At 60.6% G+C, this 24,809-nt stretch carries 26 protein-coding genes; 15 read left to right on the top strand and 11 right to left on the bottom strand.

The window, feature by feature from the left end:
* Position 1: 1 nt before the first annotated feature.
* On the top strand, positions 2–1,288 hold the full coding sequence (locus AC1DNI_RS05105; protein WP_477691056.1) for an NAD(P)/FAD-dependent oxidoreductase: 1,287 nt from the start codon (positions 2–4) through the stop codon (positions 1,286–1,288).
* Positions 1,289–1,291: 3 nt separating this feature from the next.
* Here AC1DNI_RS05105 and AC1DNI_RS05100 read toward each other — a convergent pair whose 3' ends face one another.
* Entirely contained in the window at positions 1,292–2,416 is a 1,125-nt protein-coding gene (locus tag AC1DNI_RS05100; RefSeq protein ID WP_477691055.1) for a beta-ketoacyl-ACP synthase III, read from the bottom strand.
* 140 nt (positions 2,417–2,556) lie between these two features.
* Between AC1DNI_RS05100 and AC1DNI_RS05095 the strand changes: the two genes are divergently transcribed.
* Positions 2,557–4,155, top strand: coding sequence for an inorganic phosphate transporter (locus tag AC1DNI_RS05095; protein WP_477691054.1), 1,599 nt, complete (start codon positions 2,557–2,559; stop codon positions 4,153–4,155).
* A gap of 42 nt (positions 4,156–4,197) precedes the next feature.
* Here the strand turns inward: AC1DNI_RS05095 and AC1DNI_RS05090 are convergent, their stop codons facing one another.
* From AC1DNI_RS05090 to AC1DNI_RS05070, 5 genes are all read right to left on the bottom strand, one after another.
* On the bottom strand, positions 4,198–4,593 hold the full coding sequence (locus tag AC1DNI_RS05090) for a type II toxin-antitoxin system VapC family toxin (RefSeq protein ID WP_477691483.1): 396 nt from the start codon (positions 4,591–4,593) through the stop codon (positions 4,198–4,200).
* Between the two features lie 2 nt (positions 4,594–4,595).
* On the bottom strand, positions 4,596–4,826 hold the full coding sequence (locus AC1DNI_RS05085) for a type II toxin-antitoxin system Phd/YefM family antitoxin (protein ID WP_027230267.1): 231 nt from the start codon (positions 4,824–4,826) through the stop codon (positions 4,596–4,598).
* Between the two features lie 109 nt (positions 4,827–4,935).
* On the bottom strand, positions 4,936–5,781 hold the full coding sequence (locus AC1DNI_RS05080; protein WP_027230268.1) for an oxidoreductase: 846 nt from the start codon (positions 5,779–5,781) through the stop codon (positions 4,936–4,938).
* Positions 5,782–5,915: 134 nt separating this feature from the next.
* The gene (locus AC1DNI_RS05075) at positions 5,916–6,665 is read right to left on the bottom strand and encodes an SDR family oxidoreductase (protein ID WP_477691053.1); all 750 of its coding nucleotides are present in this window, start codon (positions 6,663–6,665) and stop codon (positions 5,916–5,918) included.
* A 47-nt stretch (positions 6,666–6,712) separates the two neighbouring features.
* Entirely contained in the window at positions 6,713–8,188 is a 1,476-nt protein-coding gene (locus AC1DNI_RS05070) for an aldehyde dehydrogenase family protein (protein WP_477691052.1), read from the bottom strand.
* 153 nt (positions 8,189–8,341) lie between these two features.
* Between AC1DNI_RS05070 and zwf the strand changes: the two genes are divergently transcribed.
* The 3 genes from zwf to edd all read left to right on the top strand — a co-directional run bounded on the left by zwf (position 8,342) and on the right by edd (position 12,430).
* The gene (gene zwf, locus AC1DNI_RS05065; RefSeq protein WP_477691051.1) at positions 8,342–9,817 is read left to right on the top strand and encodes a glucose-6-phosphate dehydrogenase; all 1,476 of its coding nucleotides are present in this window, start codon (positions 8,342–8,344) and stop codon (positions 9,815–9,817) included.
* Positions 9,818–9,833: 16 nt separating this feature from the next.
* A complete protein-coding gene (gene pgl, locus AC1DNI_RS05060; RefSeq protein WP_477691050.1) occupies positions 9,834–10,538 on the top strand; it encodes a 6-phosphogluconolactonase in 705 nt (234 codons plus the stop codon).
* Positions 10,539–10,606: 68 nt separating this feature from the next.
* On the top strand, positions 10,607–12,430 hold the full coding sequence (gene edd, locus AC1DNI_RS05055) for a phosphogluconate dehydratase (protein ID WP_027230273.1): 1,824 nt from the start codon (positions 10,607–10,609) through the stop codon (positions 12,428–12,430).
* Positions 12,431–12,441: 11 nt separating this feature from the next.
* On the opposite strand, the gene AC1DNI_RS05050 is transcribed toward edd, so the two are convergent.
* Complete coding sequence (locus tag AC1DNI_RS05050; protein ID WP_027230274.1) at positions 12,442–13,404, bottom strand: GlxA family transcriptional regulator; 963 nt, start codon at positions 13,402–13,404, stop codon at positions 12,442–12,444.
* A gap of 38 nt (positions 13,405–13,442) precedes the next feature.
* Complete coding sequence (gene folD / locus AC1DNI_RS05045; RefSeq protein WP_477691049.1) at positions 13,443–14,342, bottom strand: bifunctional methylenetetrahydrofolate dehydrogenase/methenyltetrahydrofolate cyclohydrolase FolD; 900 nt, start codon at positions 14,340–14,342, stop codon at positions 13,443–13,445.
* Positions 14,343–14,564: 222 nt separating this feature from the next.
* On the opposite strand from folD, the gene AC1DNI_RS05040 reads away from it, so the two are divergent.
* Positions 14,565–15,818 (top strand): sarcosine oxidase subunit beta family protein, encoded by a 1,254-nt coding sequence (locus AC1DNI_RS05040; protein ID WP_027230276.1) that lies wholly within the window; start codon positions 14,565–14,567, stop codon positions 15,816–15,818.
* On the opposite strand, the gene AC1DNI_RS05035 is transcribed toward AC1DNI_RS05040, so the two are convergent.
* On the bottom strand, positions 15,815–16,582 hold the full coding sequence (locus tag AC1DNI_RS05035; RefSeq protein ID WP_477691048.1) for a hypothetical protein: 768 nt from the start codon (positions 16,580–16,582) through the stop codon (positions 15,815–15,817). The genes AC1DNI_RS05040 and AC1DNI_RS05035 overlap by 4 nt on opposite strands.
* Before the next feature lie 181 nt (positions 16,583–16,763).
* Here AC1DNI_RS05035 and proC point away from each other — a divergent pair, with 181 nt between their 5' ends.
* From proC to AC1DNI_RS05015, 4 genes are read left to right on the top strand one after another with little or no spacing between them, the layout of a single operon-like run.
* Complete coding sequence (gene proC / locus AC1DNI_RS05030; RefSeq protein WP_477691047.1) at positions 16,764–17,579, top strand: pyrroline-5-carboxylate reductase; 816 nt, start codon at positions 16,764–16,766, stop codon at positions 17,577–17,579.
* A 37-nt stretch (positions 17,580–17,616) separates the two neighbouring features.
* Positions 17,617–18,447, top strand: a complete 831-nt coding sequence (locus AC1DNI_RS05025) for an urease accessory protein UreD (RefSeq protein WP_477691046.1) — start codon at positions 17,617–17,619, stop codon at positions 18,445–18,447.
* 33 nt (positions 18,448–18,480) lie between these two features.
* Positions 18,481–18,783: an urease subunit gamma gene (locus tag AC1DNI_RS05020; protein ID WP_091950364.1), complete on the top strand. Its 303-nt coding sequence runs from the start codon at positions 18,481–18,483 to the stop codon at positions 18,781–18,783.
* A 9-nt stretch (positions 18,784–18,792) separates the two neighbouring features.
* Positions 18,793–19,098 carry an urease subunit beta gene (locus AC1DNI_RS05015; RefSeq protein WP_477691045.1) on the top strand — a complete coding sequence of 102 codons (306 nt, stop codon included), beginning with the start codon at positions 18,793–18,795 and terminating at the stop codon, positions 19,096–19,098.
* A gap of 89 nt (positions 19,099–19,187) precedes the next feature.
* On the opposite strand, the gene AC1DNI_RS05010 is transcribed toward AC1DNI_RS05015, so the two are convergent.
* Positions 19,188–19,571 carry a hypothetical protein gene (locus AC1DNI_RS05010; RefSeq protein ID WP_027230283.1) on the bottom strand — a complete coding sequence of 128 codons (384 nt, stop codon included), beginning with the start codon at positions 19,569–19,571 and terminating at the stop codon, positions 19,188–19,190.
* A 175-nt stretch (positions 19,572–19,746) separates the two neighbouring features.
* On the opposite strand from AC1DNI_RS05010, the gene ureC reads away from it, so the two are divergent.
* The 5 genes from ureC to ureG are packed head-to-tail and all read left to right on the top strand — an operon-like array spanning position 19,747 to position 23,784.
* A complete protein-coding gene (gene ureC / locus AC1DNI_RS05005; RefSeq protein ID WP_477691044.1) occupies positions 19,747–21,459 on the top strand; it encodes an urease subunit alpha in 1,713 nt (570 codons plus the stop codon).
* A 14-nt stretch (positions 21,460–21,473) separates the two neighbouring features.
* Positions 21,474–21,989 carry a DinB family protein gene (locus tag AC1DNI_RS05000; RefSeq protein ID WP_244532718.1) on the top strand — a complete coding sequence of 172 codons (516 nt, stop codon included), beginning with the start codon at positions 21,474–21,476 and terminating at the stop codon, positions 21,987–21,989.
* A complete protein-coding gene (locus AC1DNI_RS04995; protein ID WP_477691043.1) occupies positions 21,986–22,495 on the top strand; it encodes an urease accessory protein UreE in 510 nt (169 codons plus the stop codon). The genes AC1DNI_RS05000 and AC1DNI_RS04995 overlap by 4 nt, the downstream gene beginning before the upstream one ends.
* Before the next feature lie 54 nt (positions 22,496–22,549).
* Positions 22,550–23,164: an urease accessory protein UreF gene (locus AC1DNI_RS04990; protein ID WP_477691482.1), complete on the top strand. Its 615-nt coding sequence runs from the start codon at positions 22,550–22,552 to the stop codon at positions 23,162–23,164.
* Positions 23,161–23,784: an urease accessory protein UreG gene (ureG, locus tag AC1DNI_RS04985; RefSeq protein WP_477691042.1), complete on the top strand. Its 624-nt coding sequence runs from the start codon at positions 23,161–23,163 to the stop codon at positions 23,782–23,784. Before AC1DNI_RS04990 ends, ureG begins: the two co-directional genes overlap by 4 nt.
* On the opposite strand, the gene AC1DNI_RS04980 is transcribed toward ureG, so the two are convergent.
* The gene (locus tag AC1DNI_RS04980) at positions 23,767–24,780 is read right to left on the bottom strand and encodes an LLM class flavin-dependent oxidoreductase (RefSeq protein WP_477691481.1); all 1,014 of its coding nucleotides are present in this window, start codon (positions 24,778–24,780) and stop codon (positions 23,767–23,769) included. The genes ureG and AC1DNI_RS04980 overlap by 18 nt on opposite strands.
* Between the last annotated feature and the right edge of the window lie 29 nt (positions 24,781–24,809).

Below are 24,809 nucleotides of genomic sequence, written 5' to 3'. Positions count from 1 at the left end.
CATGCCCTATCAATCGCCCATTTCACCCGGCATCTCCTGGTACGAAACCACTATTCCTGACCGGACCGAATATCCGGCACTCGACGGATCGCGTCAGGCGGACGTCGTCATCATCGGCGGCGGTTTCACCGGCCTTTCAGCCGCCGTCCACCTGGCGTCCGCGGGAGCCGACGTGGTGCTCCTCGAAGCCTATCGCTTCGGCGACGGCGCATCGGGACGCAATGGCGGCCAGCTTGGCACCGGCCAGCGCACCTGGGCCGAGGACCTCGAAGCGCAATATGGTTTCACCCGCGCCAAGGCACTGTTCGATCTTGCCGAAGAGGCAAAAGCCTACCTTCTGCAATTTGCCGAAACCCATGGCATCGACATCGAATATGTGCCGGGGCAAATGTCGGTGGTGCACAAGAAGCGCTATCTGAAACATTACCAAAAGCATGCGGAGCTTATGGCGACACGTTTCGGCTATCCGCATATTCACTTCATGGATGCGGCGGAGACTGCCGAACGGCTCGGCTCTAGCCGTTTCCTTGGGGGAAACTACGACAAGGGCACGGGCCACATCCAGCCGATGAAACTCGTCGTCGGAACCGCCCGGGCAGCAGCAAAAGCCGGCGCGCATCTCTTCGAAAACACCAAGGTCACGGGGATCAGCTCCGAAAACGGCCGCGTTGCTGTCACGACCGGTTCGGGGACCGTGACGGCGGCCAAGGCCCTGATCGCGGTCAACGCCTATGGCGGCAATCTCGAACCCGTCAGCGCGGCGCATGTAATGCCGATCCGTTCCTTCATCGGCGCCACGGTTCCGCTCGGTGAGTACAGCCCCGTCCTCCCAGGCGGGGAAAGTGTCGACGATTCCCGCTTTGTCGTGCGCTATTTCCGCCGCTCACGCGACGGTCGCCTGCTCTTTGGCGGGCGCGAGGCCTATACGGCCGATAATCCGGAGGACATCAGCACCCATATCCGGCGGCAGATCGCCGAAATCTATCCGGCACTGGCCGATGTCGAGATTACCCAGGCTTGGGGCGGTTCGGTCGGTATCACGCTTCCGCGCCAACCCTTCGTGCGCGAGGTGATGCCGAATGTGATCTCGGCCGGCGGCTATTCCGGCCATGGGGTTATGCTGGCTAACTATGTCGGCAAGCTCTATGCGGAGACCGTGGCCGGCAACCGCGACCGGCTCAAGCTTCTGGAGGAGCTTAAGGTCCCGGCATTTCCCGGCGGACGCGCGTTACGGGCGCCGCTGCTGTTTCTGGCGCTCAGCTGGTACGCGCTGATGGACCGGGTCTAGCGGCTATACCTTCCTGACAATCACGCTGCCGACAGAATAGCCGGCGCCGAAGGAACAGATGACGCCGAGGCTGCCGGGTGCGAGATCGTCGGAGAATTTCGAGAAGGCGATGATCGATCCGGCCGACGACGTATTGGCGTAGTCCTGCAGGATGTTCGGCTGTTCGCCCGGCTGCGGCTCGCGCCCGAGCACCTTGACGCCGATCAGATCGTTCATGCCCTTATTGGCCTGATGCAGCCAGAGTCGGGACAGGTGCGCGGGCGCAATGTTCTCGTCGGCAAGGTGGGTGAGGATAAGGTCGGCGACGATCGGCACGACCTGCTTGAACACCTTGCGGCCCTCCTGGCGGAACAGCATGTCGCGGCGGTCGCTCATATGGCCTTCGCGGGTCCGCCGCAGGAACCCGTTATTGTTGCGGATATTGTTGGAAAACTGGGTGAGGCAGCGGGTCGACACGATTTCGAAACGATCGGGCGCCGTCGCAAGATCGGCACGCTCGAGCAAAACCGCCGTACAGACATCGCCGAAGATGAAGTGGCAATCCCGGTCGCGCCATTCGAGATGGGCCGAACAGACTTCGGGATTGACCATGAGGATAGCGCGGGCCGAGCCTGAACGGATCATGTCAGCCGCCGCCTGAATGCCGAAGGTCGCCGACGAACAGGCGACGTTCATGTCAAAGCCGAAACCCTCGATGCCGAGCGCCTGCTGCACCTCGATGGCGATGGCAGGGTAAGGCCGCTCGTGGTTGGAGGCGGCGCAAATGACCGCATCGATTTCCGAGGCGGTGCGTCCAGCCTTGGCGAGCGCGTCCGTTGCGGCTTGCACCGCCATTTCCGCCATGACCGAGAGTTCGTCGTCGCGGCGTTCCGGCAAGACCGGATGCATGATTTCCGGATCGAGCACCCCTGACTTGTTGAGGACGTGGCGACGCTCGATGCCCGATGCGCGCACGATGAAATCCTCGGCGGACATGGCGATTGGCTCGCGCGTTCCCGCCGCGATCTCGTCGGCATGAAGTTCATTCTGCCGCGTCGCAAAGGTGTTGAACGCCTCCACCAGTTCGGCGTTGCTGATGGACTGTTCAGGCGTGAAAACGCCCGTACCGCTGATGACGACCTTATGCATGGCGCTTCCAGTTTTTCTTTCCAAAAACCGATAGAGACTCCCGGCGCCCGGCGCAAGTAATCCCGTATTGTCATAAGAGGTTCATCGACGGGCCATAGGCTTTCCCCATATTTCGATAATGATTGGTAGGGGAACTGGCTATGACGGCGGAGAATTTGGCGGCAACGAGCCTCAGCGAACACCCTCTCGAAAAGCCCAAGAGCCTCGGCAATCTGCCCAACTATGCGGTCGTTGCGATCCTGATCGCCGGCCTTATCTATGTCGGCTGGTCGCTGACGCAGGATTTGACCAGTGCCGTCGCGGTGCCGTGGATCCTGCTCGGTCTTGCCCTCGTGACGGCCTTGGGCTTTGAGTTCGTCAACGGTTTCCACGATACCGCCAATGCGGTCGCGACGGTCATCTACACCAATTCGATGCCGGCGGAATTCGCCGTGATCTGGTCGGGCTTTTTCAATTTCCTCGGTGTGATGACCGCGAGCGGTGCGGTTGCCTTCGGCATTATTTCATTGCTTCCGGTCGAACTGATCATGCAGGTGGGTTCGAGCGCCGGCCTTGCCATGGTTTTCTCCCTGCTGGCGGCGGCGATCATCTGGAACCTCGGCACCTGGTATTTCGGTCTGCCCGCGTCAAGTTCGCATACGCTCATCGGCTCGATCGTCGGCGTCGGTCTTGCCAACCAGTTCGTCGCGCCGACAGGCACGGCAACCAGCGGCGTCGACTGGTCGAAAGCGACCGAAGTCGGCATGTCGCTTTTGATTTCTCCGCTTGTCGGCTTCTGCGCGGCGGCGCTCCTGCTTCTCACCATGAAGCTATTCATCAGGAACAAGGCGCTTTACGAGGCGCCCAAGGGCAATACGCCGCCGCCACTTTGGATTCGCGCAATGCTGATCTTCACCTGCACCGGCGTCAGTTTCGCCCACGGTTCAAACGACGGCCAGAAGGGCATGGGCTTGATCATGCTCATCCTGATCGGCGTCGTGCCGACCGCCTTTGCACTCAACAGGACTCCCGACATCAACTATCTCGATGCCTACAAGGCCGCTGCGACGCAGGCCGGCGCCGTCCTCCAGAAATACGAAAAGCCCGGCGTCGTCGTGACGGATGCGCATGCCGTCGTCAGCGAGGCCGTGCGCACCAAAACCTGGAGCGATGCCACGACTGTCGCGCTACAGCAATTCATCGTCGATACCAATGCGAGCATTTCGCCCTACGGTTCGGCGGCCAATGTGCCGACCGGCATGGTCAGCAATACCCGCAACGACATGTATCTTGCGGGTGAGGCGCTCAAGCTGATCGACAAGAAGAAGCTGCTGCCGATGGAAGCGGCGGACCTTGCCGTCATCAAGACCTATCACCAGGCGATCGACAATGCGACGAAGTTCATCCCGACCTGGGTCAAGGTGGCCGTGGCGCTGGCGCTCGGGCTTGGAACCATGGTCGGCTGGAGGCGCATCGTCGTGACCGTCGGCGAAAAGATCGGCAAGACCCACCTGACCTACGGCCAGGGCGCTTCCGCCGAACTGGTGGCCATGGGGACCATTTTCACCGCCGATACGCTCGGCCTGCCGGTGAGCACAACGCACATATTATCGTCGGGCGTCGCTGGAACGATGGTTGCGAACGGATCGGGACTGCAGATGTCGACCGTGCGCAACCTGTTGATGGCGTGGGTGCTGACGCTGCCCGTTTCGATCGCCTTGTCGTTCACGCTGTTCGTGATCTTGCGTCATCTGATCTGAAATAACTGGCCTCAAACGAGAAATGGCCGGCGATGCCGGCCACTACCATATGCGCGCAACCCAACCTTTCTGCTCCGCCAATTGGTCGAATGCCACATCGGCGGAGACAAGGGGCAACTCATAGTGAATCGCACTCGCAGCGAGCATCCGGTCAAAGGGATCGCGATGCGACCAATCCAGCAGGCCTGCCTTGAGGCTTACTTCAGGCGTCAAAGTTGCAACACGGCCCAATTGTGCTTCGAATATGGGAAGAAGGCGATCAACAAAGGGCGCCATCTCCGGCCATTTGCCGAGCCGCACCTTGTGGCTGATTTCAAAAAAACTCACGGGAGAAACGAAAACCTCATCCGCTTCCTCAATCATCGACAAATGAGCTTTCGGAAGAAGTTTATCCGCAAGCAGAAACCATGCCCAGACATGCGTATCGAGCAAGACCACTCTCATTCACTACGTTCCCAAAGCGCCAATTCCTCCTCGGACATAGGCTCAAGAAAATCCGGCGCCGTACCGGCAAGTTCCTTGAGCGCTCCGGCTTTAAAGCGGCTTTTGGGGATCGGAACCAGCTTCACCACCGGTTTGTTGCCTTTGGCGATAATAACCTCTTCTCCCGACAAGGCGGCATCGATCAACTTCGAGAGATTTGATTTGGCTGCATGGACATTGACCTGCATCGGAGTTCTCCAGATTAGCTAACTTAGCTAATAGCACACAACTTCGCTTTACAGTAGCTGAAAGCGAACATGTCCGTTCCGGAACGAAGGTTGAACCAACCTTGCTGGGCTATTCGCCTTTCGGTGCGTCCGCGCCGACGGTCACCTCGGCCCAGGCGTCGAAATCGCGCGCCAGTTCGCCGATCTTCTTGCGGGCATTCTCCAGCGCTTCCTTGCCGAGGAGAAGACGCAGCGGTGGATTTTCCGCCTCAACAGCCTGGACGATCGCCTTTGCCGCCCGCACCGGATCGCCCGGCTGGTTGCCGCTGACCTTGCGCAGCATATCGAGCCGCGCGCCGGCGGTGGTCCGGTAGTCCTCCATCGTTTCCGGCACTTCATTGGCCGAGCGGCCCGCCCAGTCCGTGCGGAAGCCGCTGGGCTCGACGATCAGGACCTTGATGCCGAGCGGCGCCACCTCCTTCGACAGCGATTCCGAAAGCGCCTCAACGCTGAACTTGGTCGCTGCATAGAAGCTGACAGCGACATTGGCGATGAGACCGCCCTGCGAGGAAATATTGACGATCGTCCCGGAACGCTGCTTGCGCATGACAGGCAGGACCGCGCGCGTCATGTTGGCGAGACCCCAGACGTTGATGTCGAACATCTTGCGCACTTCATCCATGTCGCTCTCTTCGAGCGAGCCGAAATAGCCGATGCCGGCATTGTTCACGAGCACATCGATCCGACCGAAATGCTCGTGCGCCGCCTTGACTGCGCTGGCAATCTCTTCGGCCTTCGTCACATCGAGCTTCAGAACGAGGGCATTGTCCTTGTGGTCTTTGGCAAGTTCTTCGACATGCGCTGGATTGCGCGCGGTAACGACGGTCGGATAGCCGAGTTCAAGCGTGTGCCGCGCGAGTTCGCGGCCAAAACCGGTTGAACAGCCAGTGATGAACCAGACAGGTTTGGATGTCATGATGATGTCCTTGATGATGAGGCGCCGCAGGGTCCAAACGGATTAGAGGAGCGTCGTGGGAAAAGCTGGACTACGCGTGCAATGTAGACCACCCGGCAACTGATTCAAGATTTGATGCAACCTGAGTTCATCGTTCAGATGCAACGCCCGCCATCCACCTCAAGCGCAACCCCGGTGATGAACTCCGCTTCATCCGAGGCAAGCCATAGCGCAGCATTGGCGACATCGAGCGGCGTAGACAGGCGTCCGAGAGGCACGGTTGCCTTGAACTGCGCGCGTTTCTCCGGCGTGTCCTCGCCCATGAACAACCCGAGCATAGGCGTTTCGCCCGCCACAGGGCAGAGGCAATTCACCCTGATCTTCTTTGGTGCAAGCTCGATGGCCATGGACTTGGTGGCGCTGATCGCCCATCCCTTGGAAGCGTTGTACCAGGTCAAGCCCGGCCGCGGCCGCAATCCCGCCGTCGACGCCGTGGTGATGATCGCGCCGCCGCCCTGCGCCTCCATGATCGGAACGACGGCGAGCGCCGCATAGTAGATCGATTTCATGTTGACCCCGGTGATGAGATCGAACGTGCTCTCATCAACGTCCAGCATCGACCCGTTGCGGTAAGTGAAGCCGGCATTATTGACCATAATGTCGATGCGGCCGAACTGGTCGGCTGCCGCCTGGACCATGCTCTCTACCTCGTCCTTGCGCGTCACGTCGGCATGAACGGCAATAGTCTTCGCGCCGATAGCTGCGGCAACCTTTTGCGCACCCTTGAGATTGAGGTCGGCCACCACGACATTGGCGCCCTCCTCGGCAAAGCGCTTTGCCATCCCTTCGCCGAACCCTGATGCTGCGCCGGTGATGATTGCTGTCTTGCCTGCCAAACGGGTCATTTCGTCTCCTGGATATGCTCATTGCTGGAATTGCTTGATATTCGCGGTCAATCGTGGCGGAAAACGATCGTCTTGGTCGCCGACATATCGTAAAGCGCCTCGAACCCCTTCTCGCGGCCATGGCCGGATCGCTTGAAACCGCCGAAGGGCAGTTCGATGCCGCCCCCAGCGCCATAGGCGTTAACGAAGACCTGCCCGGCGCGGACCCGCTTGGCGACGCGATGCTGACGCGCGCCGTCCTTCGTCCAAATCCCGGCGACAAGTCCGTATTCAGTGTTGTTGGCAATGCTGATCGCGTCGCTCTCATCGTCAAAGGCAAGGAGCGATAGGACAGGACCAAACACTTCCTCCTGTGCGATCACCGCCAAGGGATCGACCGAACCGAAGAGCACGGGCGCCACGTAATAACCGGCCGCCGGCGCGGCAGCAGCAATTGACCCGCGCGCAACGATTTCGTTGCCGGCCTCCACGGCCCCGGCAACATAGGAATCGATGCGGCGCTTCTGCGCCGGGTTGATTACGGCCCCAAGGTCAAAATCGGCATCGTGCGGTCCGGCGACAAGTTTGCTGAAGCGTTCGGCGAGCGCGCCCTCAACCTCGCCATAGATGCTGCGCTCGATAAGCACGCGGCTGCCGGCGGAACAGCTCTGGCCGCCATTCTGGATGATCGCATTGACAATGACCGGCAGGGCTTTGTCGATATCGGCATCGGCAAAGACGATTTGCGGCGACTTGCCGCCAAGTTCCATGGTAACGCCGCGATTGTTGAAGGCGGCTGCCTGCTGGATGGCGGTGCCGGTGGCTGGCGACCCGGTGAATGTTACGTAGTCGATGCCAGCATGCGCGGATAGCGCCGCCCCCGCCTCGCGCCCATAACCCGTGATAATATTGAGCACACCCGCCGGGAAGCCGGCTTCGATGGCAAGTTCTCCGATACGGATCGTCGAAAGCGATGCATCCTCGGCAGGCTTGACCACCAGCGTATTGCCCATGGCAAGCGCTGCCCCTACGACCCTTGCCAGGATCTGCAGCGGATAGTTCCAGGGGATTATCCCGGCAACGACGCCATGCGGTTCACGCAGAGTGAGCGCCGTGTAGCCATCGTTGAAAGGAATGGTATCGCCGTGGATCTTGTCGGCGGCGCCACCATAGAACTCATAATAGCGCATCGCAGCGGCAACATCAGCCTTTCCCTGGCGCAGCGGCTTGCCCGTGTCGCGCGATTCGAGCGCAGCGAGTTCGTCGCCGTGGCGCTCGATCAATTGCCCGAGCTTGGTCAACAGCCTGCCGCGTTCCGCAGCGGACATCCGCGACCAGGGTCCATGATCAAAGGCGGCGCGCGCTGCGCCAACGGCCCGGTCGACATCCTTTGCCTTGCTTGCCGGGATGCTTGCAAAGGCGAGGCCATCCGATGGACACAAAACAGTGATCGTTTCTTGCGAAAGTGCCGCGACCTGCCGACCGTTGATGATGTTCAGGAACTTCTGATCCTGCGCGACAACTTTGGAGAGATTCTGTACCATGACTACTTCCTGTTCGTTGCAATCGTAAGTGAACCGACACGAATTGGGAATGCATTTTGACGCAGTTCGTGCGCTGGGACTGGTCATTTTAAATCGATTAGATTATACAACGCTGCGCCCTTCGACGCATTCAGGCATAACGAGAGCATCCGTATGACAAGCCAGATAATCCCGGTTGAACCCTTTGATTGTATCGTTTTCGGTGGCACAGGCGATCTTGCAGAGCGCAAACTGATACCGGCTCTCTACCAGCGCCAGCGTGACGGGCAGTTCTCTGAGCCGACCCGCATCATCGGTGCCTCGCGTTCGGCCATGACCGACCAGGGTTACCGCGATTTTGCGGCGGCGGCGATCAAGGAATTCGTCAAGGCCGACGAGATCGATCCAAAGCAGCTCGACCAGTTTCTTTCCCGGATCTTCTATGTCGCCGTGGATGCCACGTCCGATAATGGCTGGGAGGAACTCAAGGCGGCGATCGGCAACGACACCAAGCGGATCCGCGCCTTCTATCTAGCGGTCAGCCCGTCACTGTTCGGCGATATCACGAGCCGGCTCAAGAGCCACAAGCTCGTGCACGATCATACCCGCATCATAGTCGAGAAGCCGATCGGCCGCGACCTCGCCTCGGCGATCGCCCTCAACGACACGATTGGCCACGTCTTCCACGAGCAGCAGATCTTCCGCATCGACCATTATCTAGGCAAGGAAACCGTGCAGAACCTGATGGCCCTGCGCTTTGCCAACGCCCTCTACGAGCCCTTGTGGAACTCCGCTCATATCGACCATGTCCAGATAACCGTGGCTGAAGCCGTCGGGCTCGAGAACCGTGCCGGCTATTACGACACGGCGGGTGCGCTGCGCGACATGGTGCAAAACCACATGCTGCAGTTGCTCTGCCTCGTCGCCATGGAACCGCCGTCGTCGATGGACGCCGATGCGGTGCGCGACGAGAAGCTGAAGGTGCTGCGCTCGCTCAGCCCGATCAACAACAAGAATTACCAGGAATTGACTGTGCGCGGCCAATACCGCGCCGGGGCGTCCGCCGGTGGCGCGGTCAAGGGATATCTGGACGAACTCGGCAAGCAGAGCAGCACCGAGACCTTTGTCGCCATCAAGGCCGAGATCGCCAACTGGCGCTGGGCCGGCGTGCCGTTCTATCTGCGGACCGGGAAGCGCCTCGCCACGCGCGCATCCGAGATCGTCGTTTCGTTCAAGCCGATCCCGCACTCGATCTTCGGCGACAGCGCCGGCCGCGTGGTCGCCAACCAGCTCGTGATCCGCCTGCAGCCGGACGAGGGTGTCAAGCAGTGGATGATGATCAAGGATCCGGGTCCGGGCGGTATGCGGCTTCGCCATGTTCCGCTCGACATGAGCTTTGCCGAGTCCTTTCAGGCGCGCAATCCCGATGCCTATGAGCGCTTGATCATGGATGTCGTGCGCGGCAACCAGACGCTGTTCATGCGTCGCGACGAGGTGGTTGCAGCCTGGCAGTGGGTCGACCCCATTCTCAAGGCCTGGGCCGAGGACGGACAGCCGCCCTACGGCTATACGGCCGGCACCTGGGGACCATCGGCTGCGATCGCCCTGATCGAGCGCGACGGTCGGACCTGGCACGAAGCGGAAGCATAGGAAGGTCGCACGCGCCATGGTGATCGATCACAAGCTGAACAGTTTCGCTGACGGTGATGCGCTCGCAGCGGCACTCGCATCCGCCGTCGCCGAACGGCTTGGCGCCGCATGCGAGGAACGCGGAAGTGCCGTGCTTGCGGTTTCCGGCGGCACGACCCCTGCCCGCTTCTTCAAAGCCCTTTCCAACAAGCGGCTGCCCTGGAAGAACATTACGATCACCCTCATCGACGAGCGGTATGTGCCGCCGACGAGCGACCGGTCCAACGAGAAGCTCGTACGCGAGCTGCTCCTGCAAAACGAAGCGGCGGATGCCAATTTCGTCGGCCTCTACAATCCTGCGCCCAATGTCGAACAAGGTGCTAAACTGGCGTCCGAGGCAATCGGCCGGCTTGGACGCCCGTTTGACGTTTCCGTACTTGGCATGGGGAACGACGGGCACACGGCATCGTTCTTTCCGGGCGGCGACCATCTTGCTGAGGCGATTGCGCCGGACCAGACAGCACCGGTTCTGCCCATGCAGGCGGAAGGCGCGGGCGAACCGAGACTGACGCTGACGCTTCCGACGATTGCCGGATCGCGCTTCGTGGCACTGCATATTGAAGGCGCGGCGAAGAAGGAAGTGCTCGAAGCGGCGCTTGGCGAAGGCAGCGCGCTCGACATGCCGATCCGTGCGGTTCTGCGCTATGAGCCGATCGAGCTTGAGATTTTCTGGGCGCCGTGAGCGGCCCGACTGCGTTGCTGCATCGGGAAGCTCCCAACTTCCGGGCAGCCGCCAAGAGGAGATAGAAGATGACCGTCCTGCAACGGGTAAAAAGCATTACCAATCGCATTTGCGAACAATCACGACCAACGCGCGATGTCTATCTCGATCACCTGCGGGAGGCGGCCTCGCGCAAGCCGAAACGTTCCGCGCTCGCCTGTGCCAATCTTGCCCACGGCTTTGCCGCGTGCAGTCCATCCGACAAGGCGGCGCTTGCCGGCGACGTGGTGCCCAATCTCGGCATCATAACCTCCTACAACGACATGCTCTCGGCGCATCAACCGTTTGAAACCTACCCCCAGCTCATCAAGGCGGCGGCCAAGGAAGCTGGCGGCGTGGCGCAAGTCGCCGGTGGTGTTCCTGCCATGTGCGACGGTGTCACCCAGGGTCAGCCGGGCATGGAACTTTCCCTGTTCTCGCGCGATGTCATCGCCATGGCAACGGCGATCGGCCTATCGCACGATATGTTCGACGCCGCGGTATATCTTGGCGTTTGCGACAAGATCGTGCCCGGGCTCGTCATCGGCGCGCTCACCTTCGGTCATCTTCCAGCGGTGTTTGTTCCAGCCGGACCGATGACGACCGGACTGCCCAACGACGAAAAGGCGAAGACGCGCCAGCTCTATGCGGAGGGCAAGGTCGGGCGTGATGCGCTGCTCGAATCGGAATCGAAGTCCTATCACGGCCCCGGCACCTGCACCTTCTACGGCACCGCCAATTCGAACCAGATGCTGATGGAGATCATGGGCCTGCACATGCCGGGCGCCTCTTTCATCAATCCGGGCACCCCCTTGCGCGAAGCGTTGACCCGCGAAGCTGCGAAGCGGGCGCTCGCCATTACCGCTCTCGGCAACGAATATACGCCGGTCGGCGAGATGATCGACGAGAAGACGATCGTAAACGGCGTCGTGGGACTGCATGCGACAGGCGGTTCCACCAACCATACGATGCACCTCGTCGCCATGGCGGCTGCAGCCGGTATCAAATTGACCTGGCAGGATATTTCCGACCTGTCAGACATCGTGCCGCTGCTCGCCCGCGTCTATCCAAACGGTCTTGCCGACGTGAACCATTTCCATGCCGCTGGCGGCATGGGCTATATCATCCGCGAACTTCTCGATGCCGGGCTCCTGCACGAGGACGTCAAAACGGTCTGGGGCGGCAGCGAGGGACTGCGCGCCTATACGATCGAGCCGAAGCTCGGCGAAAACGGCGCTGTCGTGCGTGAGCCTATCGCTGCCGAGAGCGGCGACAAGAAGGTCCTGTCCACCTACAAGGAACCGTTCCAGGTGACCGGCGGACTGAAGATGCTCAAGGGCAATCTCGGCACCGCCGTCATCAAGACTTCTGCCGTGAAGGCCGACCGCCATATTATCGAGGCGCCGGCCATCGTTTTCGACAGTCAGGCTGAGCTGCAGGATGCGTTCAAGGCGGGAAAGCTCGACCGAGATTTCGTGGCTGTGGTGCGTTTCCAGGGCCCTCGCGCGAACGGCATGCCCGAATTGCACAAGCTGACCCCGGCGTTGGGGGTCCTGCAGGATCGGGGCTACAAAGTTGCGCTCGTTACGGACGGGCGCATGTCCGGCGCTTCGGGCAAGGTTCCGGCCGCGATCCATGTGACGCCCGAGGCACTCGACGGCGGCCTTATTGGCAAAATCCGGGATGGCGATGTCGTCCGGCTCGACGCGGAAATTGGCGCGCTGGATGTGCTCGAGGATCCGGACGTTCTGGCGGGCCGTCCCGCCCCTGAAGTTGATATCAGCCACAACAGCTATGGCATGGGCCGCGAACTCTTCGCGACATTCCGCCAGGCAGTCGGCCGGGCCGACCACGGAGCTTCTGTGTTCGGCTAGAACATGAAGCGCTAATACGTCGTGCGGCGCTCGTCCGAAGGCGAGCGCCCGAATTGCGCGCGGTAGCTCTGTGCGAAATAGGAATGCGACGTAAATCCCGTTGCGAGCGCGACGTCGAGAATCGGCGAATGGGTTTGCCGCAGCAATTCGCGTGCCCGTTCGAGCCGCAGGCTCATATAGTAACGGCCCGGCGTCATGTTGAGGTGGCGCAGAAACAGCCGTTCGACCTGCCGCACCGACAGGCCCACCGCCTTGGCAAGCCGGACCGCCGATTTCGGCTGTTCTAGATTGTCGGCCATCAATTCCACGATCTTGCGCAGTTTTTCCGACTTGCCGGTCAGGTCCCGCTCCGGCCCGATCCGCTGGCGATCGGTCTGCGAGCGAATGCGCTCGTGGTGAAACTGGTTCGCGACCTCGTTGGCGAGCGCCGGGCTGAAATCCTGCCGGATGATTTCAAGCATCAGGTCGATCGAGGTGGTGCCGCCGGCGCAGGTATAACGCTTGCGGTCGATCTCGAAGACATTGCCCGTGCATTCGATCTGCGGGAACTTCTCCTGGAAGCCGGCGCGGTTCTCCCAATGGATCGTGCAGCGATGACCTTCGAGCTGGCCGGCTTCGGCAAGGATATAGCTGCCGATATTGAGCCCGCCCAGCGCCGCGCCGCGCCGTCCGAGATTGCGCAACGCTGCAATGACCTTCTGCTTGTCGTCGAAGTCGGTCTTAAGGCCGGCGCAGACAAAGAAGATATCGGACGACGGAAGGTCGGCGAGCGCATAATCCACGTTAATTTGCAGGCCGTTAGAAGCGGTCACGGCCTCGCCATTGGCCGATACGATGATCCACGAATAATAGGGCTGCTCGGCCATGCGGTTGGCCGTACGCATCGTATCGATGGCAGCGGCAAGGCTGAACATCGGGAATTTGTCGACGAGCAGAAAGGCAAAGGTTCTGCTGACCTTGAGGGCTTGGGCCATGTGCTCTTTTAGCGAGATTCCCTGTTAGAGCAAATCGATCAGAAGCGCGGCGGCACCTTCCCAACCGAGCGGTAGGCCGCGAAGAGCGTATTGGCCATCAGCATGGCGATCGTCATCGGACCGACGCCGCCGGGGACCGGTGTGATCGCGGCTGCAACCGTCGCCGCATCGGCGAAATCGACATCGCCGACAAGGCGCGACTTGCCTTCGCCCTTTTCCGGAGCCGGGATGCGATTGATGCCGACATCGATCACGGTTGCGCCGGGCTTGACCCAATCGGCCTTGACCATTTGCGGCCTGCCGACGGCGGCGACGAGAATATCTGCGTTGCGGCAGATGCCCGCCAGATCCTTGGTCCTGCTATGGGCAATCGTCACCGTCGCATTGTGAGCAAGGAGCAGATTGAACATCGGCTTGCCGACAATGTTCGAGCGGCCGATTACCACGGCGTTGAGCCCTGAGAGGTCCCGGCCCAGAACGCGCTCGATCAGCAGCATGGAGCCTGCCGGCGTGCACGGAACGAAAGCTGTATCGAGTTCGCCGGTGCCGAGCTTGCCGACATTGATGAAATGGAAGCCGTCGACGTCCTTGTCCGGCGAAATCGCCTGGATAATGCGGCCGGAATCGATGTGCTTGGGCAGCGGAAGCTGCACCAGGATGCCGTGGATAGACGGGTCGGCATTGAGGCTCTCGACAAGAGCAACGAGCTCTTCCTCGCTGGTGTCTTCGGCGAGGGTGTGCTGTACGGATTTGAAGCCGCATTCACGGGCCTTCTTGCCCTTTGAGGCGACGTAGACCTGGCTTGCGGGATCTTCACCGACGATAACGACGGCGATACCGGGCGTGATCCCGGCGGACTCTCTCAGTTCGGCGGCCGACGCCTTGACCTTCGAAACCACGTCCTCGGCAATTTCCTTGCCATTGATCGTCACTGCCATGTGCTGCTCCCGGGCGTCGAACTGGTGGATCGGCCACCATAGTGTTGATTTTGCGGCCGAATAATACCGTCAAAGCGGCGTTCGCTGACGCAATAGCGAAAGCGGTCGGGAACAGCAATGCGATGATGTGCCCCAGAGGCGCGTCAGGCTTCCAATCGTTGCTTGGCGGGGACGCCAAATCCATGCATGATCACAGAATCTCTCCCGAATCCGGAATTTTCGATGCGCTATTCAGCTTTCAGCCTGCTCAAGAACGCCCTCAACGGCAATAAGGACTGGAAGCCCGCCTGGCGCAAACCCGACCCGAAACCGGCCTACGACGTCGTCATCATCGGCGGCGGCCATGGTCTTGCGACAGCCTATTATCTCGCCAAGGAGCATGGGATTCGCAATATTGCGGTCGTCGAAAAGGGCTGGCTCGGCTCCGGCAATATCGGCCGCAACACGACCGCGATCCGCTCGAACTATCTCCTCACCGAAAACCAGCACTTCTACGAAGCATCGATGAAGCTCTGGGAAACGCTATCCCAGGACCTCAACTACAATGTGATGTTTTCCCAGCGCGGCGTCATCAACCTCGCCCATACGCTGCCGCAGCTCGACGTTTACGCCCGTCGCGGCAACCAGATGCGTCTCAATGGCATCGATTGCGAGTTGATGAACCCGCAGCAAATCAAGAAACTGATCCCCGGCCTCGACATCAGCAACAATGCGCGTTTTCCGATTCTCGGCGGGCTCATGCAGCGCAGCGCCGGAACTGCGCGCCATGACGCAGTCGTCTGGGGCTATGCCCGCGCTGCCGACCAGCTTGGCGTCGATATCATCGAGAACTGCGAAGTCACAAGCTTTCTCAAGGACGGCGATACCATTACAGGCGTCATGACGACGCGCGGTCCGATCAAGGCCAAGAAGGTCGGCTGCGCGGTGGCCGGTCATACCAGCGAACTCATGCGCCGCGCCGGCGTCGACCGCCTCCCGCTTGAATCGCATGTGCTACAGGCCTTTGTCTCGGAGGCGCTGAAGCCCGTCGTCGACACGGTCGCGACCTTCGGCGGCGGACATCTCTATTTCAGCCAGTCGGACAAGGGCGGGCTTGTGTTCGGCGGCGATATCGACGGCTATAATTCCTATGCGCAGCGTGGCAACCTTCCGGTCGTCGAAGATGTAATGAGCGAATTCGTCGCCGTCATCCCGGCACTGGCACGCGTCAAGCTGCTTCGCTCCTGGGGCGGCATCATGGACATGACGATGGACGGCTCCCCCATCATCACCACGGGGCCGCTGCCCGGCATGTATCTGAACACCGGCTGGTGCTATGGCGGGTTCAAGGCGACGCCGATTTCGGGAAAATGCTTCGCCTGGACCATCGCCAAGGATGAGCCGCACCCGCTTTCCGCGCCATTTACGCTGGACCGGTTCTATCGCGGCTATGTCATTGACGACAAGGGACAGGGTCCCACTCCGAGACTGCACTAGGGCGTCTTCCGGTCCTTCACCTGCTTGATCGCAGTATCGAGCCTCGAGGGTGCAATATCCGAGGCCGGAACGGGGGCCGTTTCCGCGACGAGCGAGGTCGGCTCCACCGGCCTTTCCGATAATGCGGAAGCCTTGCGCCTCCGGACCTGGGATGCCTCGATCATTCCGATTATCAAGGCAATACCCAAGGCGACGCCTACCGGCAGGATAATGCCCTTATCGACACTGAATAGCGTTCCGATGATGACCACGGCAACGATAAGCCACCGCAGCGGCCGGATGCCATGCGCTTGCTCTTCGGGGGCGGCGTCTGTATTCGCAGGCAATTCAGTAACGGGGGCGACATCTTCCGGCAAAGCCGGACCTTCGGCTGCGCCGCCGATCGGTTGCGAAGGTTGAGTGGTTTCCGCCAGATCCTCTACCGGCACAGGCTGAGCGTCGCCATCGCCTGGCACGACGCTGCGCGGTTCTTCGTCGCCACGCCGGTTGAGTTCGGCCTTGATCGCGGCCATCTCGGCGCGCAAGCGATCAACTGCCTCCTGTTCGGCTTCCTCCGGGGTGAGACTGCGGGCCGTTTCCGGCCACGATCGCTGCAGATCGTCGCTCGCTGCGGCCAGACGCAAAGCGCGCATCCGATGATAGCGTTCGAGCTCGCTTTCGTGACGAAACGATGGCCCGGACTCTCCAGCGGGCTCCTCCGGCTGGCCCGCAAACGAGAGCAGCGACCGTGGCCGCTTCTTCGTCTCGTTCTCGCGATTACTCATCTGCAACCCAACTCCAGCACTGCCGTAACCTGTGTCTTTCGTTCATAGACGAAGGTTAATTCAATCTAAAGTCACGTCAAAAATAAATGGTTAATCGGAACCTGCACAGGTCAGTGGCGATCGGCGGTTGACCCGAAGCACCGGAGCGGATCAAAGTGCGCCAAAATCAGGGAGAAAGATAATGGCTGAGAATGTGGTTTTGGTCGGGTGCGGCAATATGGGTTTTGCCATGCTCAAGGGCTGGCTCGATGCCGGCGTGCTGAAGCCGGGCCAGGTGCATGTCGTGGAACCGACCGACGCGTTAAGGGAACGGGCGGCAGGGTTGGGGGTGGAAGCCGTTGCCAATGCCAGCCGCCTGCCTGCCGACCTTGCACCGCGCGTCATCCTCGTCGCGGTCAAACCGCAGGTCATGGGCGACGTGCTTCCAGCCTATGAGCGTTTCGCCAGGACGGCGACATTTGTCAGCGTCGCTGCCGGCATCACCGTCGCATTCTTTGAACAGAACCTCGGCAAGGACGCCGCCATTATTCGCACGATTCCGAACACGCCAGCGGCGATCGGAAAAGGCATGATCGTCACCTACCGCAACAGCAATGTGGAAGACGAGGATGCGCGTTTCGTCAATACACTGTTCAAGACGAGCGGCGCTGTCGCTTCGGTCGCCGACGAGAGCCTGATCGACGCGGTGACCGCGGTGTCAGGTTCGGGCCCGGCCTACGTGTTTCATTTCATCGAATGCCTGACCGAGGCAGCAGTCGCCGCAGGGATCGAACGCAGCACCGCAGAACTATTGGCGATGCAGACCGTCTATGGCGCGGGTGCGCTTGCCGCTTCGAGCAAGGACACACCAACGACGCTACGCGAACAGGTGACAAGCCCGAACGGCACAACCGCGGCAGCGCTTAACGTGCTAATGGGGGAGAACCGAATGCAAAAGCTTGTTACCGAGGCTGTCGATGCGGCGCACCAGCGCGCCATTGAACTTGGCAAAGTTTGAGCTTTCACCCCTGCAAGGCTTGCTCTAGCCTGCGTGCATGAACGTTCATTCGTCCCCTGATATTGTCGCGGCCACGCCGCAACGCGCTTACGGCGCCGCGCGGCTTTCCGTCAAACATGTGAATGGCCGAACCCGCATCGCCTCGCTCTATCAGGAGGGTTGTGCCAAGATTCGCCTGCCCGAGCGCGACGACCACGGTCTTGAGGCGGTGATGATCAACACGTCCGGCGGCCTGACCGGCGGCGACAGGATGCGCTGGGAGTTCGATGTCGCGGAGAACTGCAGGGCGCAAATCACGACGCAGGCTTGCGAGCGCATTTATCGCGCGTCCGCCGATACCGCCGAAGTCGAAACGAAGCTTCACGTCGGCGAACAGGCTTCGCTGGCGTGGCTGCCGCAGGAAACCATTGTCTTCGAGAAATCGGCGTTGCGCCGCAGCCTGAATATCAGTCTTGCCGGGGCAAGCCGCGCACTGATCATCGAGCCGATCATTTTCGGGCGCAAGGCAATGGGCGAAAACATTGAGACCGCAACGTTCCACGATCGCTGGCGCATCTGGCGCGACAACAGGCTCGTCCATGCCGAGGATTTTCGTCTTGGTCCCGATGCCGGTTCAATGCTCCGCCAACCAGCGCTGCTCGGCGGTGCTCGAGCCATCGCAACGGTATTGCTGCTTGGCGCCGATGCGGAGCGCCATCTCGATGCAGCGCGGAAAATAATTGGCGCGAAAGGCGGTGCCTCCTTCTGGTCTGGCAAGCTTCTTGCGAGACTGATCGACGGCGATGCCTATAACCTGCGAAAGCGGCTGGTTCCTTTGATCGAACTGCTGAACGAAGAGGCAGGCGTGCCTATAGTCTGGGCAATCTAGACGCGAATGTAAGTACAATTTCTAGGGGAAACGATGAACCTCACTCCACGGGAAAAAGACAAGCTTCTCATTTCCATGGCGGCAATGGTCGCGCGCCGGCGGCTCGAGCGCGGCGTCAAGCTCAATCACCCCGAAGCCATTGCCCTGATCAGCGATTTCGTTGTCGAGGGCGCCCGTGACGGACGCTCCGTCGCCGATCTCATGGAAGCGGGCGCTCATGTCATTACGCGTGAGCAGGTCATGGAGGGCATTGCCGAGATGATCCACGACATCCAGGTCGAGGCAACGTTCCCGGACGGTACGAAGCTTGTCACCGTACATGAACCGATCCGCTAGGAGCAGACGATGATCCCAGGAGAAATCATCCCGGCCAAGGGCGACATCGAACTCAACGCCGGCGCGATCACGGTGACCTTGAAGGTCGCCAACAGGGGCGACCGGCCGGTTCAGGTCGGTTCGCATTACCATTTCTTCGAGACCAATTCCGCCCTCGACTTCGAGCGCGGAAAAGCCCGCGGCATGCGCCTCGATATTGCCGCCGGCACCGCAGTCCGCTTCGAGCCCGGACAGGAGCGCGACGTCACGCTGGTGCAGCTCGGCGGGAACCGGACCGTCTATGGATTCCAGCAAAAGATCATGGGCAAGCTTTGAGAATACCGCTTGAATCTTTCATGCCGAAAAGCGACCGGAAGATCTCCGATCGCAACGCGCCTACCGAATTGCCGGGCAGAAGCGGGCGGTCAGCTCGGCTTCTTGGTGACCAGCGTCAGCAGACCCTTGGAATCAAGACTTGCGATGACAACGGCAGCGGACGTCAGGCCCTTTTCCTTGAGGGCGGCCGAAACCTGGGGCGACTTGTCAATCGAGGTCCGGAGCTTCTGTACGTCCGTATCGCTGCGCTTGGCGATAGCCTCGTTGACCTGGCTCTTCGTCCCTTCGGGCAGTTCGTTGATATCGACAATGTTGATGGTGGTGATCGGCGTCGCTCCGGCTTTTGCTGGCGCCTCGGTCTTGCCTGCCGGCTGTTCAGCCGACGGGGCCTGCGGAGCGGCGGACTGCGCGTAGGCAACGGATGTCGCCAGCGGGAATGCCGCACACAGCGTCAGGACTATCATCTTTCGCATCGTTTTTCCTTTCATGCGATTGGCGAACGATCATCTACTGATGACGGGCGCAGTTCACATGCGGAATTCGATCTGAAGCGGTCAGCAATCGGGTCTTGTCGGGGCAATAACACGGCGAGAATGTGTCGCACTGAACCGGCAATACCGCAGCCTACTCATGCAAGAGGGAATGTTCATGCCCGCTAAAATCAGCCGTCCCGCCTATGCCCGCATGTTCGGCCCGACGACCGGCGACCGTGTGCGCCTTGCCGATACCGAACTCTTTATCGAAGTCGAGAAGGACTTCACGGTCTATGGCGAAGAAGTGAAATTCGGCGGCGGCAAGGTCATTCGCGACGGCATGGGGCAGAGCCAGATCGCACGGGCGGACGGCGCTGTCGATACGGTCATTACCAATGCCTTGATCGTCGATCATACCGGCATCTACAAGGCCGATGTCGGCCTGAAAGACGGTTTGATCGCCTCCATCGGCAAGGCCGGCAATCCCGACACGCAGGCCGGCGTTTCGATCATCATCGGGCCGGGCACGGAAATCATCGCAGGCGAAGGCAAGATCCTGACCGCTGGGGGCATGGACGCACATATACATTTCATCTGTCCGCAGCAGATCGAGGAAGCGCTGATGTCGGGCGTGACCACGATGTTCGGAGGCGGCACCGGCCCGGCCCATGGAACCTTGGCCACCACCTGCACGCCCGGGCCTTGGCATTTGGCACGAATGATCCAGTCCTTTGACAATATTCCGATGAATATCGGCCTTTCCGGCAAGGGCAACGCCTCGCGGCCGAAGGCGCTTGTGGAAATGATCCTCGGCGGCGCCTGCTCGCTGAAACTGCACGAGGATTGGGGAACGACCCCTGCAGCCATCGATAATTGCCTCACTGTTGCCGATGAATACGACGTACAGGTGATGATCCACACCGATACGCTCAATGAAAGCGGCTTCGTCGAGGATACGGTCAACGCCTTCAAGGGGCGCACCATCCATGCATTTCACACGGAAGGCGCCGGGGGCGGCCACGCGCCCGACATCATCAAGATCTGCGGACTGGCGAATGTCATTCCTTCATCGACCAATCCGACCCGGCCCTATACGAAGAACACGATCGCCGAGCATCTCGACATGCTCATGGTCTGTCATCATCTCTCTTCGTCGATCCCGGAGGACGTTGCCTTTGCCGAGAGCCGCATCCGCAAGGAGACGATCGCGGCTGAAGACATACTCCACGATATCGGAGCTTTCTCGATCATCTCGTCCGACAGCCAGGCGATGGGCCGTGTCGGCGAAGTGCTGATCCGCACCTGGCAGACGGCCGACAAGATGAAGCGGCAGCGCGGAAGCCTGCCGCAGGAGACCGGCGACAACGACAATTTCAGGGTGAAGCGCTATATAGCGAAATACACGATCAATCCTGCCATCGCGCAAGGCATCTCGCGGCATGTCGGTTCGATCGAAACCGGCAAGCGGGCCGATCTTGTGTTGTGGAACCCGGCCTTCTTCGGCGTCAAACCCGATCTTGTGTTGCTTGGCGGCTCGATTGCCGCCGCGCCCATGGGCGATCCCAATGCCTCGATCCCAACACCGCAGCCGGTGCACTACCGCTACATGTTCGGCGCCTTTGGCCGCAATGTCAGCAATTCGTCGGTGACATTCGTCAGCAAGGCGGCTGAGGAAGCCGGCCTGCGGCAGTCGCTTGGCGTCGACAAGCAGTTCATCGCCGTCGAGAACACCCGTGGCGGCATTTCAAAGGCTTCGATGATCCATAATGACGCGACGCCTCATGTCGAGGTCGACCCCGAGACCTATGAGGTGCGGGCCGACGGCGAATTGCTGACCTGCGAGCCGGCCACTATACTGCCGATGGCGCAGCGCTATTTCTTGTTCTGATGGATGGTAAATTGATGAAAGAGCACTTCAAGCGGCTGGCCTACTATAATAAATGGGCCAATACCCGCATATATGACGCTGCCGCGGCGCTCGACAGCGAGGACTATTATGCCGACCGGCGGGCGTTCTTCCGGTCCGTGCACGGCACGCTGAATCATATTCTCGCCATCGACAAATTGTGGTTCGGGCGGATTACGGGCGATCCCTACATTCCGCCGAGCCTCGACGTCATCCTTCATGACAACCTCGCGGATTTGCGGGCCACCCGCGACGCATTTGACAATCACATCATCGATGTCATCGGTGACCTCGGCGAGGATCGCGTCACCGGCGTGTTCCGCTGGACGACGATGGAGGGTGCGCCCTATGCATCGACGCTCGATCGCTGCCTGACGCAGAACTTCAATCACCAGACACACCATCGCGGGCAAGTACACACCCTGCTCAGCCAGTTGACCGGCAATGCGCCGCCGCTCGACTTCTTCTTGTGCATGAACGACGATTTCAATGAGGAAGACCATTTGCAATGAAACGGGTGACCGATCACGACCACGCCGGGCACTATCATGGCGCACCGTTCGACAGCGTCGTCCTTGCCCATGATGAGCGGCATTTGCGGCGTAAGGTTCTGACCTTGCGCAACGGCGAACAAATTCTCGTTGACCTGCCCGAGGCGATCGCCTTTGCCCATGGCGACGTCCTTGTGCTCGAAGACGGGCGCATGGCCGAAATCATCGCCGCCGACGAGCAGCTTTACGAGGTCTTGCCGCGCGATCGCCAACATCTTTCGGAGCTTGCCTGGCACCTCGGCAACCGTCACCTGCCGGCGCAGTTGGAAGAACAGCGGATCGTGATCCTGCGCGACCATGTCATCAAGGCCATGCTCGAGGGGCTGGGGGCAAGGGTCAATGAGATTGTCGCCCCCTTTCAACCGCTGCGCGGGGCGTACCATGGCGGGCACGGGCACCATCATCACGGGCACGGCCATGAGCACGAGGATGAGCATGAGCATGAGCATGAGCATGAGCATAATTGAGGCCGTCGCTTACGTGAGGCCTATGTCGTGAACACCCCTCACCTCATCCGCCTCATGACCTGGCTGTCGCCGGCCTTCCCCGTCGGGGCGTTTTCGTACAGCCATGGCATCGAGCGGGTGATCCATGACGGCATAATTCGCGACAGGGCGACGCTTGAAGACTGGCTGCGCGACCTCCTCCACCAGGGCTCTGTATGGAATGATGCCGTCCTTTTTGCTGCGGCGTGGCGTGAACCTGATGCCGGTGAGGATATCGCCGCGCTTGGCGCGGCGATGGCGGGCTCGGCTGAGCGATACATGGAAACGACGCTGCAAGGCAGCGCTTTCATCCAGGCGGCAAGCCATTGGATGGACGTGCGATCCGCAGACGATATACCCTACCCCGTAGCTGTCGCAAAAGTCGCAGCCGCAAACGGTGTAGAACTCGAACCGGCGCTTGCCGCCTATCTCCATGCCGTCCTGTCCAACCTGATCCAGGGCGCGGTCAGGCTGGTACCCCTCGGGCAAAGCCAGGGCGTGGCCCTGATGGCTTCGCTTGAACCGGCGATCCTTGGCGTGGCAAGTGCCGCAGCACGGTCCAGCCTTGATGATCTTGGCTCGGCCGCGATCATGTCGGAAATCGCCGCCATGCAACATGAAACACAATATTCGAGGGTCTTTCGCTCATGATTTCCCAGAATGGACCATTGCGGGTCGGCATTGGCGGACCCGTCGGCTCGGGCAAAACCACCGTCACGGAAATGCTGTGCAAGGCGTTGCGCGGCAGATATTCCGTCGCGGTCGTCACCAACGATATCTATACGAAGGAAGATGCGCTCATTCTCAACCGCTTGCAGGCCCTGCCGGAGGACCGCATCGTGGGCGTCGAGACCGGCGGTTGTCCCCATACGGCCATCCGCGAGGACGCGACAATCAATTTGCAGGCCATTGCCGAGATGAACAAGCGGCATCCCGATCTCGACATCATCTTCATCGAATCGGGCGGCGACAATCTGGCGGCGACGTTCTCGCCCGATCTTGCTGACCTCACCCTCTATGTGATCTCGGTGTGCCAGGGCGAGAAGATCCCGCGCAAGGGTGGCCCCGGCATCACGCGATCCGATCTCCTGATCATCAACAAGAAGGACCTTGCGCCCTATGTTGGAGCTGATCTCGAGGTGATGGATGCAGACACGAAGACCCAGCGCGGCGGCAAGCCCTATGTCTTTACGGATATGCTGCGCCGCGACGGGCTCGATGCCGTCATTGCCTTCATCGAGGCAGCCGGCGGCCTACGCCAGGCGGCTTAGCGCATCGCTGGGTCCGATCATCGCTTCGGCCAGGATCTCATAGGACCTGATTCGCGCCTTGTGATCGAAAATCTGTCCAGTGACCATGACTTCATCGGCGCCGGTGCGTTGAATGAATTCCTCTACACCGGCCTTGACCGTCGCGCGCGAGCCAACGACGCTGCATGACAATGCCAGGCGAAGAATGGCCTTGGAGTGCAGGTCGAGTGTTTCCTCGTAGTTTTCGACCGGCGGCGGCAGCGGGCCGGGCCTGCCTGTGCGCAAGTTTACGAAGGCCTGTTGCTGCGAACTCTGCAGGAGTTTTGCCTCCGCATCTGTTTCGGCCGCAAAGACATTGAGGCCGAGCATCACGTAGGGCTGATCGATATGTCCCGAAGGCTCGAAGCGGGCACGGTAGATTTCGATCGCCCGCTCCATTTCCGCTGGCGCAAAATGCGACGCGAAGGCGTATGGAAGTCCGAGCGCCGCAGCAAGCTGCGCGCCGAAGAGGCTGGAGCCCAATATCCAGACCGGCACGTTCGTGCCGGCACCCGGTACCGCGATGACCCGCTGGCCGGGTTCCGGGTCGCGCAGATAGCCCATCAACTCGACCACATCCTGCGGAAAACCGTTGACGTCCTGATTGAGATTGCGGCGCAGCGCCTGCGCCGTGATCTGATCGGTTCCGGGCGCGCGCCCGACGCCGAGATCAATGCGACCCGGATGCAGCGAAGCGAGCGTGCCGAAGGCCTCTGCTACCATCAGCGGCGCATGATTGGGCAACATGATGCCGCCAGCGCCCACGCGGATGGTCGAAGTTCCAGCGGCAATATGAGCAATGACGACCGCAGTCGCCGCGCTGGCAATGCCGCGCATGCTGTGATGCTCGGCGAGCCACAAGCGGTTATAGCCGAGCCGTTCGGCATTCTGGGCAAGATCGAGTGAATTGCGAAGCGATTGCCCGGCATTGCTGCCTTCGGCGATCGGTGAGAGGTCGAGGACGGATATTGGGGTCATCGGCTTCATATAGGCGCGCGCCTACGCGG

Source organism: Phyllobacterium sp. 01N428 (assembly GCF_056399405.1).
This window is presented reverse-complemented; position numbering and strand designations above follow the sequence as displayed.

What these genes read in the sequence shown, in the direction of transcription:
- AC1DNI_RS05105 (WP_477691056.1), top strand. Translation starts at nt 2, where the DNA reads ATGCCCTATCAATCGCCCATTTCACCCGGCATCTCCTGGTACGAAACC.
- AC1DNI_RS05100 (WP_477691055.1), bottom strand. Translation starts at nt 2,416, where the DNA reads ATGCATAAGGTCGTCATCAGCGGTACGGGCGTTTTCACGCCTGAACAG.
- AC1DNI_RS05095 (WP_477691054.1), top strand. Translation starts at nt 2,557, where the DNA reads ATGACGGCGGAGAATTTGGCGGCAACGAGCCTCAGCGAACACCCTCTC.
- AC1DNI_RS05085 (WP_027230267.1), bottom strand. Translation starts at nt 4,826, where the DNA reads ATGCAGGTCAATGTCCATGCAGCCAAATCAAATCTCTCGAAGTTGATC.
- AC1DNI_RS05080 (WP_027230268.1), bottom strand. Translation starts at nt 5,781, where the DNA reads ATGACATCCAAACCTGTCTGGTTCATCACTGGCTGTTCAACCGGTTTT.
- AC1DNI_RS05075 (WP_477691053.1), bottom strand. Translation starts at nt 6,665, where the DNA reads ATGACCCGTTTGGCAGGCAAGACAGCAATCATCACCGGCGCAGCATCA.
- AC1DNI_RS05070 (WP_477691052.1), bottom strand. Translation starts at nt 8,188, where the DNA reads ATGGTACAGAATCTCTCCAAAGTTGTCGCGCAGGATCAGAAGTTCCTG.
- zwf (WP_477691051.1), top strand. Translation starts at nt 8,342, where the DNA reads ATGACAAGCCAGATAATCCCGGTTGAACCCTTTGATTGTATCGTTTTC.
- pgl (WP_477691050.1), top strand. Translation starts at nt 9,834, where the DNA reads ATGGTGATCGATCACAAGCTGAACAGTTTCGCTGACGGTGATGCGCTC.
- edd (WP_027230273.1), top strand. Translation starts at nt 10,607, where the DNA reads ATGACCGTCCTGCAACGGGTAAAAAGCATTACCAATCGCATTTGCGAA.
- AC1DNI_RS05050 (WP_027230274.1), bottom strand. Translation starts at nt 13,404, where the DNA reads ATGGCCCAAGCCCTCAAGGTCAGCAGAACCTTTGCCTTTCTGCTCGTC.
- folD (WP_477691049.1), bottom strand. Translation starts at nt 14,342, where the DNA reads ATGGCAGTGACGATCAATGGCAAGGAAATTGCCGAGGACGTGGTTTCG.
- AC1DNI_RS05040 (WP_027230276.1), top strand. Translation starts at nt 14,565, where the DNA reads ATGCGCTATTCAGCTTTCAGCCTGCTCAAGAACGCCCTCAACGGCAAT.
- AC1DNI_RS05035 (WP_477691048.1), bottom strand. Translation starts at nt 16,582, where the DNA reads ATGAGTAATCGCGAGAACGAGACGAAGAAGCGGCCACGGTCGCTGCTC.
- proC (WP_477691047.1), top strand. Translation starts at nt 16,764, where the DNA reads ATGGCTGAGAATGTGGTTTTGGTCGGGTGCGGCAATATGGGTTTTGCC.
- AC1DNI_RS05025 (WP_477691046.1), top strand. Translation starts at nt 17,617, where the DNA reads ATGAACGTTCATTCGTCCCCTGATATTGTCGCGGCCACGCCGCAACGC.
- AC1DNI_RS05020 (WP_091950364.1), top strand. Translation starts at nt 18,481, where the DNA reads ATGAACCTCACTCCACGGGAAAAAGACAAGCTTCTCATTTCCATGGCG.
- AC1DNI_RS05015 (WP_477691045.1), top strand. Translation starts at nt 18,793, where the DNA reads ATGATCCCAGGAGAAATCATCCCGGCCAAGGGCGACATCGAACTCAAC.
- AC1DNI_RS05010 (WP_027230283.1), bottom strand. Translation starts at nt 19,571, where the DNA reads ATGCGAAAGATGATAGTCCTGACGCTGTGTGCGGCATTCCCGCTGGCG.
- ureC (WP_477691044.1), top strand. Translation starts at nt 19,747, where the DNA reads ATGCCCGCTAAAATCAGCCGTCCCGCCTATGCCCGCATGTTCGGCCCG.
- AC1DNI_RS05000 (WP_244532718.1), top strand. Translation starts at nt 21,474, where the DNA reads ATGAAAGAGCACTTCAAGCGGCTGGCCTACTATAATAAATGGGCCAAT.
- AC1DNI_RS04995 (WP_477691043.1), top strand. Translation starts at nt 21,986, where the DNA reads ATGAAACGGGTGACCGATCACGACCACGCCGGGCACTATCATGGCGCA.
- AC1DNI_RS04990 (WP_477691482.1), top strand. Translation starts at nt 22,550, where the DNA reads ATGACCTGGCTGTCGCCGGCCTTCCCCGTCGGGGCGTTTTCGTACAGC.
- ureG (WP_477691042.1), top strand. Translation starts at nt 23,161, where the DNA reads ATGATTTCCCAGAATGGACCATTGCGGGTCGGCATTGGCGGACCCGTC.
- AC1DNI_RS04980 (WP_477691481.1), bottom strand. Translation starts at nt 24,780, where the DNA reads ATGACCCCAATATCCGTCCTCGACCTCTCACCGATCGCCGAAGGCAGC.